General features: G+C 62.8%; 12 protein-coding genes. 8 read left to right on the top strand and 4 right to left on the bottom strand.

The features are described 5' to 3' along the window. Positions 1-104 precede the first annotated feature (104 nt). Genes AB7813_RS22225 through AB7813_RS22210 form a run of 4 tightly spaced genes read left to right on the top strand, consistent with a single transcriptional unit; the run spans position 105 to position 2,496 of the window. Positions 105-683, top strand: coding sequence for a methylated-DNA--[protein]-cysteine S-methyltransferase (locus AB7813_RS22225; RefSeq protein ID WP_184512974.1), 579 nt, complete (start codon positions 105-107; stop codon positions 681-683). A gap of 9 nt (positions 684-692) precedes the next feature. Then, positions 693-1,535, top strand: a complete 843-nt coding sequence (locus tag AB7813_RS22220) for an AraC family transcriptional regulator (protein ID WP_089266781.1) — start codon at positions 693-695, stop codon at positions 1,533-1,535. A 35-nt stretch (positions 1,536-1,570) separates the two neighbouring features. Next, on the top strand, positions 1,571-1,972 hold the full coding sequence (locus tag AB7813_RS22215) for an SRPBCC family protein (RefSeq protein ID WP_089266780.1): 402 nt from the start codon (positions 1,571-1,573) through the stop codon (positions 1,970-1,972). After that, the gene (locus AB7813_RS22210; RefSeq protein WP_439065647.1) at positions 1,969-2,496 is read left to right on the top strand and encodes a hypothetical protein; all 528 of its coding nucleotides are present in this window, start codon (positions 1,969-1,971) and stop codon (positions 2,494-2,496) included. Before AB7813_RS22215 ends, AB7813_RS22210 begins: the two co-directional genes overlap by 4 nt. A 7-nt stretch (positions 2,497-2,503) precedes the next feature. Here the strand turns inward: AB7813_RS22210 and AB7813_RS22205 are convergent, their stop codons facing one another. Together AB7813_RS22205 and AB7813_RS22200 are read right to left on the bottom strand one after the other, a co-directional pair. Continuing rightward, positions 2,504-3,949, bottom strand: a complete 1,446-nt coding sequence (locus AB7813_RS22205; RefSeq protein ID WP_089266778.1) for an MATE family efflux transporter — start codon at positions 3,947-3,949, stop codon at positions 2,504-2,506. Positions 3,950-4,078: 129 nt separating this feature from the next. Beyond that, positions 4,079-5,131, bottom strand: coding sequence for a hypothetical protein (locus tag AB7813_RS22200; protein WP_441228389.1), 1,053 nt, complete (start codon positions 5,129-5,131; stop codon positions 4,079-4,081). 127 nt (positions 5,132-5,258) lie between these two features. Between AB7813_RS22200 and AB7813_RS22195 the strand changes: the two genes are divergently transcribed. Beyond that, positions 5,259-6,599 (top strand): PQQ-dependent sugar dehydrogenase, encoded by a 1,341-nt coding sequence (locus AB7813_RS22195; RefSeq protein ID WP_441228388.1) that lies wholly within the window; start codon positions 5,259-5,261, stop codon positions 6,597-6,599. Positions 6,600-6,768: 169 nt separating this feature from the next. Here the strand turns inward: AB7813_RS22195 and garD are convergent, their stop codons facing one another. Continuing rightward, positions 6,769-8,313, bottom strand: coding sequence for a galactarate dehydratase (gene garD / locus AB7813_RS22190; RefSeq protein ID WP_441228387.1), 1,545 nt, complete (start codon positions 8,311-8,313; stop codon positions 6,769-6,771). 162 nt (positions 8,314-8,475) lie between these two features. Between garD and AB7813_RS22185 the strand changes: the two genes are divergently transcribed. Next, positions 8,476-9,318: an NAD-dependent epimerase/dehydratase family protein gene (locus AB7813_RS22185; protein ID WP_441228985.1), complete on the top strand. Its 843-nt coding sequence runs from the start codon at positions 8,476-8,478 to the stop codon at positions 9,316-9,318. Between the two features lie 18 nt (positions 9,319-9,336). Here the strand turns inward: AB7813_RS22185 and AB7813_RS22180 are convergent, their stop codons facing one another. Continuing rightward, complete coding sequence (locus AB7813_RS22180; RefSeq protein ID WP_441228386.1) at positions 9,337-10,329, bottom strand: aldo/keto reductase; 993 nt, start codon at positions 10,327-10,329, stop codon at positions 9,337-9,339. 139 nt (positions 10,330-10,468) lie between these two features. Between AB7813_RS22180 and AB7813_RS22175 the strand changes: the two genes are divergently transcribed. After that, positions 10,469-11,362 (top strand): LysR family transcriptional regulator, encoded by an 894-nt coding sequence (locus tag AB7813_RS22175; RefSeq protein WP_089266774.1) that lies wholly within the window; start codon positions 10,469-10,471, stop codon positions 11,360-11,362. A 229-nt stretch (positions 11,363-11,591) separates the two neighbouring features. Next, positions 11,592-12,254 carry an outer membrane protein gene (locus AB7813_RS22170; protein ID WP_093758063.1) on the top strand — a complete coding sequence of 221 codons (663 nt, stop codon included), beginning with the start codon at positions 11,592-11,594 and terminating at the stop codon, positions 12,252-12,254. Positions 12,255-12,314 lie beyond the last annotated feature (60 nt).

Below are 12,314 nucleotides of genomic sequence, written 5' to 3'. Positions count from 1 at the left end.
TGGTTACAGTTCCTTGCGCCGCACACCCGGCCGCGCCCTCCGAAAGGTCACCGCTCAAAGATTCCAGATGACGGCTTCAATTCGCCTGCTAACATCCCTTCGGGATGGCTGGGCACGGATACACAACCTTCGACACGTCGGTGGGCCGATGCGGTATCGCATGGGGCGACGCCGGCATTGTTGGCGTGCAGTTGCCGGAAGCGCGCGAGATCGAGACCCGGCGCCGCCTGCTGCAGCAATTTCCCGATGCGCGCGAATTCCGGCCGCCGGCCGATGTCGACTACGCCATCGAGGGCATCGTTGCGCTGCTGCGCGGCCAAGCCGTCGACCTCGGCGATATCCCCGTCGACATGCATGGCCTGCCGCTGTTCAATTGCCGCGTCTATGAGGCGATCCGGATGATCCCGCGTGGCGAAACCCGCACCCATGCGGAGATCGCAGCAAAGCTCGGCGCCAGCGGTGCGGTCTATTCGGTCGGGCAAGCCATCGCGCGCAATCCGTTTGCGATCCTCGTGCCATGCCACCGTGCACTGGCCGTTGCGGGCCAGACCAGCGGCTTTGCCGGCAATGGCGGCATCATCACCAAGTCGCGGCTGCTCTCGATCGAGGGCGCGCTGGCGGGCCGGACGACCACCCTGTTCGACGCCCTGCTGTCGGTTGCCCCACCGCGCCCACAGGGCTAAATTCAGCCTATGCAGGCAACAACACTGTTCCAGAGCAACGCGATCACCGTCACGGACTATCGCTGTACGGCGGGGCCGGACGACCAGCCGTTTTCCGAACAGCACGCCGGCCATTCGCTCTCCTATGTTCGCAAGGGCAGTTTCGGCTGTCGCTGCCGCGGGCAATCGCACGAACTCATCGCCGGCGCGCTGCTGATCGGGCACCCCGGCGACGAATATACCTGCCATCACGAGCATCATGGCTCTGGCGACGAGTGCCTTTCATTCTCCTTCGCGCCTGAGCTGATCGACACCGTCGGCGACGCCAGGGACATCTGGCAGCAGGGCGCCATCGCGCCACGCGCCGAATTGATGGTGCTGGGCGAGCTCGCGCAGGCCAGCGCAGAAGCGCACAGCGATCTCGGGCTCGATGAGATCGGTCATGCTTTTGCGGCGCGTTTTGTCGACGTCGTCTCGGGCGAGCCGCGCAGGCGTGTGAACGGCAATGCACGGGATCGCCGGCGCGCGGTCGAGGCCGCGCTGTGGATCGACGCCCATGCCAGCGAGGAGATCGATCTCGATGCGGCCGCCCGTCAGGCCGGATTGAGTCCGTTTCATTTCCTGCGCCTGTTCAGGAATGTGCTCGGCGTGACACCGCACCAGTATCTGGTGCGCGCGCGGCTGCGGCGGGCCGCAAACCTGTTGGTCGAGAAAGACCGCGCCATCACCGACATCGCCTTCGATGTCGGATTCGGCGATCTCTCGAATTTCGTGCGCAGCTTCCATCGCGCTGCCGGCGTCTCGCCCCGCGCATTTCGACAGGCTTCCCGCGGCGACCGCAAGATTTTCCAAGAACGGCTGGCCGTGCACTGAGTAACTTGCCGTCCTGATCAACCGGGAGGCACAGCATGGCATCGATTCACAAAGAGATTTTCCTCGGCGCATCGGCAGACGATGTCTGGTCCGCACTGGCCGACTTCGGCGCGCTGCACACAAGGCTGGTGCCGGGCTTCGTCACTGACACAAAGCTGGACGGCGACGCGCGTATCGTGACGTTCGCCAATGGGTCCGTCGCACGCGAAATACTGGTCACCTGCGACCACGACCGGCAGCGCCTCGTCTATGCCATCGTCAGCGAACGTATCAGCCAGCACAGCGCGTCAGCGCAGGTGTTTGCCGATGGACCCGCCCGCTGCCGGTTTGTCTGGACGGCCGACGTGCTGCCGAATGAAATCGCGCCTTATATGAGCAGCCAGATGGATCTGGGCCTTGCAGCGATGCAGACCCAATTCGGGAAAGTGGCGCGATGACTGCATCGTTTCTCGATGCGCTCGCAGCGGACGGTGCTGCCCCGGATCGCATCGGCCAGATGGATCTCTATGGCTGGCTGATCGGCGCCTGGGATCTCGATGTGGTCAGGTATATGCCGGACGGCAAAGAGCGACGGCGCAAGGGTGAATGGCATTTCGGCTGGGTGCTGGAAGGCCGCGCCATCCAGGATGTCTGGATCGTGCCGCCGCGCGGCCAGTTGCGCGACGGCGACGCCGCAGCGAATGCCTACTCGTATGGAAGCACGCTGCGGATCTACGATCCGCGCATCGATGCGTGGCAGATACAGTGGACCGATCCGGTGATGCAGAATTTCCTCACCATGACCGGCCGCAAGCAGGGCGACGACATCATCCAACTCGGCCGCGACAATGACGGACGCCCGATCCGCTGGAGCTTCTCGCAGATCACGCCGCGCTCGTTTCTATGGCGCGGCGAGACCTCGCATGACGACGGCGCGACGTGGCGGCGCGATGTGGAATTTACTGCGACGCGCGTCGGCTAGAAACTGCTCAGACGAGCTCCGGCCGAATCTCGGGCACGGGGCCAGCCTTCGGTCCCCACGACGTCAGCAGTACGCTGAGCGCCGACAGCACGCCGAGCAGCACCATGGACGCCGCCGCGAGCCAGAAAAAGCTTGTGGCCGAGGCATCGATCGACAGCAGCCACCAGCCTCCAACGCTGACGAAGACCAGCCGCGCGGTTTGCGCTAGCACCGGGCCGAGTACCTTGGCGGCGCCCTGCGAGGCAAAATAGGCCACCGTGGACAGCCCCAGAAAGGCATACATTGGCGCACAGGTGGCCAGATAGGTCCGGCTTGCCGCACGCACACCGGCATCATTGGTGAACATATTGACCCAGGCATCGGGGAAGATCGCGATCAGTGTGCCGAGCAGACCGACAACACCGAAGGCGATCACGCTGCCAGTCCAGGTCACGCGGCGCGCACGCGCGATGCGGCCAGCGCCGATTGCCATGCCGACAATCGGCACCGAGGCGATACCCACCGCGAAAGCCAGCGTGCTCAGCATGAATTCGAGCCGCGCACCGATGCCGTAGCCGGCCAGCACCGCGGTGCCGTATTGCGCCAGCATATGGGTGAAAATCAGGAGAGTCAGAACGCCCTGTAGCGGATTGAAACAGGCGATGGCACCCACTTTCAGAATATCGAAGAACATCCCGCGCTGAATGCGGAAGCCCTTGATCTGAGGCCGGACTCGCGCACGACCGGAAAAGACATACCAGCCCATGACGCCTGTGCCGATCGTGAACGCAATCAGCGTGCCCGCCGCGACGCCGGGCATGCCGAATTGCGGGATCGGACCGAAGCCGAGGCCCAGCACGCCACCGAGAACCACCTGCAAGGCGGCCCCCGCCATCTGCATGGCGGAGGGCATCTTCATGTTGCCGGTGCCGCGCAGGATCGCCGCGAAGGTATTCAGCAGCCACGGGATCACGCCACCAGCGAAGAAGACGGTGATGTAGCCCTGCGCCTGGCTCAGCACATTGCCGCGGCCACCAAGCAGTTGCAGCAGCAAGGAGCCGAAGGTCAGCATGCCGACCGTGAAGGTGAGGCCGAAGCAGATGGCGATCAGCAGCGCGTGGCCCGCCAGCGTATCGGCGCGCGCGCGGTCGCCGGCGCCGAGCGCGCGTGCGATGGCCGAGGACACGCCACCGCCCATGGCGCCGCCGGACATGGTCATGGTCAGCATCACGAAGGGAAACACCAGCGCCATCGCCGCCAATGCTTCGGTGCCGAGCCGGCCGACATAGGTGGTCTCGAAAATAACGACGACGGCGCCTGCCGTCAGCGCAACGACATTGGGCCAGGCCAGCCGCAGGATGGTCGGCAGAATGGGATGATCCAGCAGGGCGTTTTTGGCCGGCGCCTTCAGGCTCGGAAGCGGCTGCTTGTCGGCATCGACCAATCGGGGTTCGGCGACGACAGCGTCGGACATGCATTCTCCCTGAGCTTCCGGTCTTGCCTGCCGGACACCCCGTTCCTAGCACCGATCACGGACAATGCCATGCGCGACGCACGCATGGGGGATGCTCGATTTGCACTGCAGTATCAAGGGGTCGAGGCGCTAGCCGATCGACCAGATGAACGGCAGCGCACCACCTCGTGCCGGCGTCATCGCGATGGGTATATTGCGACCGCATCCGGCGGCGAGGCCCTCGACCAACCCCTGCAAGGCCCTCGCGCAGGCGGCATTGTTGTCGGCGACGCCATCCATCAGTTTCCAGCTCTGCTGCCGGATCTCGAACTGGCCCTCAGACTTGCTGATCTCCACGACGTCGTCCTGCGCTGCGAACAGAACGCCGAGGAATTCCGCAAAGGCCCTGGCGTCGCCGCGCTGCAAGCCGAAGCCGGCAGAGACCTCGTCGAAATACTGCATGCCGATCAGCTTGCCGGTGAGATGCAGCAAATAGTCGGCATCGACCGGGCCGAATAGTTGAACCGCCACAGGCGCTGCGGTCCGTACATATTCCATGGCGTAGTTGCGATAGGCCTTCTCCAGCCGGGCTTTTGGCCAGCTATCCACCGGCAACGCGGGTGCCTTGGCGGGATCGAACAGCGGCGCTTCCAGATGGCGCGCGAACACCAGACGCTGATCGATATCCAAATCATGGTCGTATTCGCAGTAATAGCCTTCGAGCCCATCCTGGCCATCGACGCTCTGCTTGGTACAGACGAAACCCATGCGGGGATTGCCGAGCGAAACGCCATTGTTGGCGTGCCAGCCGCGCAGCATCGCGCGGGAGACTTCACCGGGCACGCCGCAGATCGCGGTGCCGCGCCAGATCCAGCGCGGCGGCGGATAGCGAATCCAGGCCTTGCGGTCGCTCTCAACCATGTACTCGACCGACACGCCGCCGATCCAGTTCGAGAGATAGTGATACTGGGCCGCAGCGACCGCGGGTGGCAGGCCGGACAGACCGAGCTTCACGAGTCCCGGCAGAAAGCGCTCCTGCTGCTGCCGGCGGAAGATCCGAAACATGAACTCGGCGGCGTCTGCCGTGCCGCGGCGCGTGACCGTGGTCAGGATCAGGCCGGTGAAATAGGCGTGATAGAGATCGGCAACGCTGCGCCAGCGCGTCCATGTGCCTTCGTCGCTCGTATTTGTCGGTCCGGTCATCGTTTCTTCCTGATTATTGGGAAGGACCATAGCCGCGCATCACCCCGGCTTCACATGAAATTCATGCAGGGAGGTCGAACGTTCCTGCATCGCGCGCATTTTATGTTCTCAGCCACAAGGACATTCCATGCGCCAGAAATTCCTGCTTTCGGCCTGCCTCGTCGCTCTGGCGCTGCCACTGGCCGGATGCAACGAACAATCCACCATCGCGTCAGGCGAGGATTTCGGACCGTCGCCGAAGCTTGTCGAGCCCAACAAGTCGCTGATCCCGACGGTCAATGTCTCGAAGGCGGTCGGCTGGCCAGAGGGTGCCAAGCCGAAGGCTGCGGACGGCATGACGGTCAACGCTTTTGCGCGCGGGCTCGATCATCCACGCACAGTCTATGTGTTGCCCAACGGCGACGTGCTGGTGGCAGAAAGCAATGCGCCGCCGAAGCCGGAAGACGGCAAGGGCATCAAGGGCTGGGTAATGAAACTGGTGATGAGCCATGCCGGCGCGGGTACGCCGACGGCAAATCGTATTTCGCTGTTGCGCGACGCGGATGGCGACGGTGTCGCCGAGACCAGGACAGCGTTTCTCGAAGGGCTCAACTCACCCTTCGGCATGGTGCTGGTGGGCGATGAATTCTTTGTCGCCAATGCCGATGCTGTGGTGAAGTTTCCCTACAGGACCAATGATACCAGGATCACGACGCCAGCCGTGAAGGTCGCTGACCTGCCCGGCGGCCCGATCAATCACCACTGGACCAAGGATCTCACAGCGAGCCCCGACGGCACGAAACTCTATGCAACCGTCGGCTCCAACAGCAATGTCGGTGAGAACGGCATGGACGCCGAGAAGGACCGCGCCGCGGTGATCGAGATCGACCGCGCGACCGGCGCCTCACGCGTCTTCGCATCCGGTCTGCGCAACCCCAACGGCCCGTCGTGGCAGCCGCAGAGCGGCGCGCTCTGGGTCACCGTCAACGAGCGCGACGAGATCGGCAGCGACCTCGTGCCGGACTATATGACCTCGGTGAAGGATGGCGGTTTCTATGGTTGGCCCTACAGCTATTACGGCCAACACGTGGACGTCCGCGTGCAGCCGCCGCGCCCTGATATGGTGGCCAAAGCCATCGCGCCGGACTACGCGCTCGGCGCGCATACCGCGTCGCTCGGCCTGACCTTCAACACCGGCGATCTCTTCCCCGCCAGCATGAAGAACGGCGCTTTCATCGGCCAGCACGGCTCGTGGAATCGACGCCCGCAAAGCGGCTACAAGGTGATCTTCGTGCCCTTCACCGACGGCAAGCCCTCGGGCAAGCCGCAGGACGTGCTCACCGGCTTCCTCAGTGACAGCGGTGAAGCGCAGGGACGCCCGGTGGGCGTGCGCATCGACAGCAAGGGCGCATTGCTGGTAGCCGACGATGTCGGCAATACGATCTGGCGCGTGACGTCATCGGGCGCGAAGGCGGCAGCGTTGAAGTGATACCAGAGACCTGACGAAGCTCCGTCATGGCCGGGCAGCGCGAAGCGAGGGCTTCACTTGATGTCCCGGCCATCCACATTTTCCAGAGTTTATGGCCGAGACGTGGATGCCCGGCACGAGGCCGGGCATGACGAGTTTTTATTACTACGCCTATCCCACTTGAAATTCTTCACGTCACCGGCGCGGGGTTGAACAGTACCAGATCGTTGTGCAGGCCCCATTTGTCGGCCCAGACCTGCTTGCGGCCGCTGGCGACGTCGAGGATCAGCTGGAACAGCTCCCAGCCGGCTTCCTCGATGGTCATCTCGCCTGACGCAATGCGGCCGGCGTCGAAATCGATGAGGTCCGACCAGCGTTTCGCCAGTTCGGTGCGCGTCGAGACTTTGATGACCGGCGCCTGCGCCAGCCCATAGGGCGTGCCACGTCCCGTGGTGAAGATCTGTATCTGCATGCCAGCGGCGAGTTGCAGCGTGCCGCAGACGAAATCGCTCGCCGGCGTTGCTGCAAACAGCAGTCCCTTCGTCGTCGCGCGTTCGCCCGGACCAATGACGCCGCTGATCGCGCTCGAACCGGACTTGACGATCGAGCCCAATGACTTTTCGACGATATTGGCGAGGCCGCCCTTCTTGTTGCCGGGCGTCGTATTGGCGCTGCGATCGGCGCCGCCGCGTGCCAGATAGGAGTCGTACCAGTCCATCTCACGTATCAGGGCGCGGCCGACATCCTCGTTGACGGCACGGCGTGTCAACAATTCGATGGCGTCACGGACTTCGGTGACTTCGGAGAACATCACCGTTGCGCCGGCGCGCACCAGCAGATCACTGGCGAAGCCGAGCGCCGGATTGGCGGTCACGCCGGAAAACGCGTCGCTGCCGCCGCATTGCAGGCCGATTACGAGATCGGAGGCCGGGCAGGTCTCACGCTTGCGCTGGTTCAGGATTTTCAGCCGCGCCTCGGCCATGGTGATGATCGTATCCACCATGTCGCCAAAGCTCTGATTGCTCTCATCCTGAAGGCGCATCATGCTGCCGGGATCGTCCTTCGGCAGCAAACGCTCCGGTGCGAGCTTCTCGCAGCCAAGGCCGACCACCATCACCTCGCCGCCGAAATTCGGATTGCGCGCGATGTTCTGCAGTGTGCGGATCGGGATATAGGCATCCGGCGCATTGATCGCGACACCACAGCCATAGCCGTGGGTGACAGCGACGACGTCATCGACATTCGGATAGCGCGGCAGCAATTCCGCCTTGATCCGCTTCAGCGCGAATTCGAGCGTGCCGGCGACGCATTGCACCGAGGTGCTGATGGCGAGAATATTCTTCACGCCGACGGAGCCGTCGCGATTGCGAAAACCTTCGAATGTGTAGTCCTTCAGCGGCGGCTGGGGTTGCGGAACGGCATTGGCAATCTCAAGGCTATCGAGATCCGGCGCATCGGGCATGTGGATGCGCGCCTCCTCGACCCATTCGCCGGCCGAAATCATATCCAGTGCATAGCCGATGATCTCGCCGTAGCGGATGATCGGCGCATCCTTTGCGATATCTTCCAGCGCCACCTTGTGCCCCTGCGGCACGAAGTTACGCAGCTCCAGGCCGCCGGTCATCATGGTGCCCGCGGGCAGGCCGAAATCATTGACGATGATGGCGACGTTGTCGCGCGCATTCAGTTTGATGTAGCGCGGCGCATATGCGTCTGCTGCCAGCGTGGTGGCCATCGCCTTGTCCTTCCCAAATCTGCCGGCATTCGCGCCGGTCTCGTAGCAGAGCAGTAGCACAAAAGATGACGGTGTCGCGCACTTGACCGACGCGCTCTGCAGCCCGAATGATGACCTTGAAATGGGCCGGCGCGCCCGAATTCATGCAGAAATGGAATGAACGTGCGTCTTTTCGTCTTCGGGCTCGGCTACAGCGCAAACCGGTTCATCGCCCAGCATGGCGGTCAATTCACCGGGATTGCCGGCACCATCCGCACGGCCGGCAAGTCGGCTGCTCGGGATATCGAGACGCTGGTCTTCAACCCGGATGTCACCGATCCCGGCATCGGTGATCGCCTAGCGAGCGCCGATACGCTGCTCGTCTCGGTCCCGCCCGGCGCAGATGGCGATCCCGTGCTGCTGACCTTCGGCTCTGTGATCGCGGCCAGCGGCATCCAGCGCATTGTCTATCTCTCCAGCGTCGGGGTTTACGGCGATCATCAGGGCGCCTGGATCGACGAAACCGCCCCGGTCTCCGGCGAGGGTCGGCGCAGGGCACGCATCGATGCCGAAGAGCGCTGGCGCGCTCTGGCCGGCGATCGCACGACAATTCTGCGCATCGCTGGCATCTACGGCCCTGGCCGCAATGCGCTGGAAAATCTCAAAGCCGGCAAGGCCCATCGCATCGTCAAACCGGGCCAGGTGTTCAATCGCATTCATGTGGATGACATCGCGGCTGCCATCGCGGCTGCATTCGAATATCCGCAGATCGGCATCTGGAATCTGTGCGACGACGAGCCGGCGCCGCCGCAGGACGTCGTGACATTCGCCGCAGCGCTGATGGGAATCGCGCCGCCGCCCGAGCAGGACTTCGCAACCGCCGAGATGAGCCTGATGGCGCGCAGCTTCTATGCCAGCAACAACCGCATCTCGAATGCGCGGCTGAAACGCGAGCTCGGCGTGAAGCTCGCATTTCCGACCTATCGCGAAGGCCTCACGGCACTGTGGCAGCGGCGCGAGATCTAAGCAGCCGTGACTTTCGGGCTATCGCCCCGTCATCGCTTCCAACCTGTCCGGATATCGGTTGCCCTGAACGGTGATCTTCGCAGCAGCGCTCTCGATATCCCGCAGATCGTCGGCTGTCAGCTCAACGTCTGCTGCACCGAGATTTTCCTCAAGCCGATGCAGTTTCGTGGTGCCCGGGATCGGCACGATCCACGGCTTCTGGGCCAGCAGCCACGCCAGCGCGATCTGGGCCGGCGTCGCCTGCTTCCGTCCGGCGATTTCGCCGAGCAGATCGACCAGCGACTGATTGGCCTTGCGCGCTTCGGGCGTGAAGCGCGGGAGGATATTGCGGAAGTCTCCGCTGTCGAGCGTCGTGCTCTCGTTCATGGCGCCCGTGAGAAAGCCCTTGCCGAGCGGGCTGTAGGGCACGAAGCCAATCCCGAGTTCTTCGAGCGTCGGCAGCACTTCCTTTTCGGGACTGCGCGTCCATAACGAATACTCGCTCTGGATCGCAGTAATCGGCTGCACGGCATGGGCGCGGCGAATTGTCGTCACGCCCGGCTCGGACAGGCCGAAATGCTTGACCTTGCCCTCAGTGATCAGGTCCTTCACCGCGCCGGCAACATCCTCGATCGGCACGTCGGGATCGACGCGGTGCTGGTAGAACAGATCAATGGCATCGATCTTCAACCGCGTGAGCGATGCTTCGGCGACCTCGCGAATATGCGCGGGTCGGCTGTCGAGACCAATCTGCTGACCGGTCACGGGATCGAGCCTGAAGCCAAATTTGGTGGCGATGACGACCTGATCGCGAACCGGCGCGAGCGCCGCGCCGACGAGTTCTTCATTGGTGAACGGACCATAAACTTCGGCGGTGTCGAAGAACGTGACCCCGCGTTCGACCGCCGCGCGGATCAGTGCGGTCATTTCCGTTGTGTCGGCCGGAGGCCCATAGCCGAAACTCATCCCCATACAGCCGAGCCCGATGGCCGAGACGTCCAGTCCATTGCGTCCGAGTATGCGTGTCTTCATGTCAAATCTCCTGTGCCATCCGGCCAATGAGCGGCTCCCGTACTGGTGGGATGTTGCCGCCGACCTGCGACATCTGGAGATCGAGCGCCCATGAGACTAGATGATATAATCTGCACGCACTTATCAGCCGGATTCATGAATGGCCCGCCAGACAATCGACGACCTCCTCGCTTTCTTCGCCGTCGCGAAGGAGGCGAGCTTCACGCGTGCAGCCGCCAAACTCGGCGTCTCGCAATCCGCGCTCAGCCACACCATTCGCGGTCTTGAGGAGCGGCTTGGACTGCGGCTCCTCACCCGAACGACCCGCAGCGTGGCACCAACCGAGGCTGGCGAACGCCTGATCCGGACCATCGGTCCGAAGCTGGAAGAGATCGACGCCGAACTCGCGGCGGTCACGGAGCTGCGCGAGAAGCCGGCCGGCACCATCCGCATCACCACCGGTGAGCATTCCGCCGAAACGATCATCTGGCCTGCGCTTGCCAAGCTGCTGCCGCGCTATCCCGACATCAAGGCCGAACTCGTCGTCGATTACGGCCTCATCGATATCGTTGCGGAACGCTACGACGCGGGCGTTCGCCTGGGCGAACAGGTCGCAAAAGACATGATCGCCGTCCGTATCGGGCCGGACTTTCGCATGGTCGTGGTCGGCGCACCGTCCTATTTCGCCAAACGACCGCTGCCGAAACGCCCGCAGGACCTCACCGCGCATGACTGCATCAATATCCGTCTGCCGACCATGGGCGGCCTCTATGCGTGGGAGTTCGAGAAGCGCGGGCGCGCCTTGAAAGTGCGCGTCGATGGCCAGATCGTGTTCAACAACATGTCGCTGCGCCACAAGGCGGTGCTGAACGGACTGGGGCTGGCCTATTTGCCGGAGGATCGCGTGCGCGATCACATTGCCTCAGGCCGGCTTGTTCAAGTGCTTGACGATTGGTGCCAACCGTTCTCGGGTTATCACCTTTATTATCCGAGCCGCCGACAGCCGACATCTGCATTCGCGGCGCTGGTTGAAGCGCTGCGTTACCGTGGCTGATCAACGGTTGTCGTGTTCCAGCGCCTCAATCCGAACGTGATTAAAGCAAAATCGCACATCGTGAAAAGTTCCTGAATCAATTTGGGCAATGCTGTGTCTTAAGCGCGACGCGGTCGCCAAAGCTGCCTTTTTCGTTTGAAGCGCTGTTGCACGCGTGTGACAGCAATCACTGCGTAATAGTCTAGGTTGCCTTTCGTCATCCCCCGTCGGGATTGAGAAGGAACACCTGATGAAGAAGCTTCTACTGTCTACCGCTGCTCTGGCCCTCGTCGCTTTGGCCGCTCCGGCGTCCGCTGCTGACCTGGCTGCGCGCCCTTACACCAAGGCTCCGGCCTATGCTCCGGCTGCTCCGATCTACAACTGGACCGGTTTCTACATCGGCGGTCACATCGGCGGCGCGTTCCCGGGCAACGACAACAACCTGCTCGGCGGCAGCAATGACGGCACGTTCATGGGCGGTGTGCAGGGTGGTTACGACTACCAGTTCGCGCCGAACTGGGTGTTCGGTCTCGAAGCCAATTACAGCTTCCTCTCCACCAGCAGCAACTTCGACAATCGCGGCCTCGGTTCGGTCACCGGTCGTGTTGGTTACACTTGGGGTCCAGCACTGCTCTACGTGAAGGGCGGTTACGCATGGGCTGACTCGCGCTTCACCAACGGCTTTGCCGGCGACGGCGGCCGCGATGGCTACACGGTTGGCGGCGGTCTCGAATACCTGTTCACCCAGAACTGGTCGGGCAAGGTCGAGTACCAGTATTACGACTTCGGCAACGTCAACTTCATCACGCCGACCCTCGCCGTTGGCGGTTTCAAGAACGACGAGCACACGATCAAGGCCGGCCTGAACTATCGCTTCAATCTGGGCAACTTCGGCGCAGGCTTCGTTCAGTAAGCCTGACGATCTATCGTCTACTTCGTCTCCAGAAAAAACTTAGGCCCGCAGCAATGCGGG

The organism is Tardiphaga sp. 20_F10_N6_6 (assembly GCF_052076045.1).
Classification (GTDB): domain Bacteria; phylum Pseudomonadota; class Alphaproteobacteria; order Rhizobiales; family Xanthobacteraceae; genus Tardiphaga; species Tardiphaga robiniae.
This window is presented reverse-complemented; position numbering and strand designations above follow the sequence as displayed.

Coding starts and splice junctions, on each gene's coding strand:
- AB7813_RS22225 (WP_184512974.1), top strand. CDS start 105: ATGGCTGGGCACGGATACACAACCTTCGACACGTCGGTGGGCCGATGC.
- AB7813_RS22220 (WP_089266781.1), top strand. CDS start 693: ATGCAGGCAACAACACTGTTCCAGAGCAACGCGATCACCGTCACGGAC.
- AB7813_RS22215 (WP_089266780.1), top strand. CDS start 1,571: ATGGCATCGATTCACAAAGAGATTTTCCTCGGCGCATCGGCAGACGAT.
- AB7813_RS22210 (WP_439065647.1), top strand. CDS start 1,969: ATGACTGCATCGTTTCTCGATGCGCTCGCAGCGGACGGTGCTGCCCCG.
- AB7813_RS22205 (WP_089266778.1), bottom strand. CDS start 3,949: ATGTCCGACGCTGTCGTCGCCGAACCCCGATTGGTCGATGCCGACAAG.
- AB7813_RS22200 (WP_441228389.1), bottom strand. CDS start 5,131: ATGACCGGACCGACAAATACGAGCGACGAAGGCACATGGACGCGCTGG.
- AB7813_RS22195 (WP_441228388.1), top strand. CDS start 5,259: ATGCGCCAGAAATTCCTGCTTTCGGCCTGCCTCGTCGCTCTGGCGCTG.
- garD (WP_441228387.1), bottom strand. CDS start 8,313: ATGGCCACCACGCTGGCAGCAGACGCATATGCGCCGCGCTACATCAAA.
- AB7813_RS22180 (WP_441228386.1), bottom strand. CDS start 10,329: ATGAAGACACGCATACTCGGACGCAATGGACTGGACGTCTCGGCCATC.
- AB7813_RS22175 (WP_089266774.1), top strand. CDS start 10,469: ATGGCCCGCCAGACAATCGACGACCTCCTCGCTTTCTTCGCCGTCGCG.
- AB7813_RS22170 (WP_093758063.1), top strand. CDS start 11,592: ATGAAGAAGCTTCTACTGTCTACCGCTGCTCTGGCCCTCGTCGCTTTG.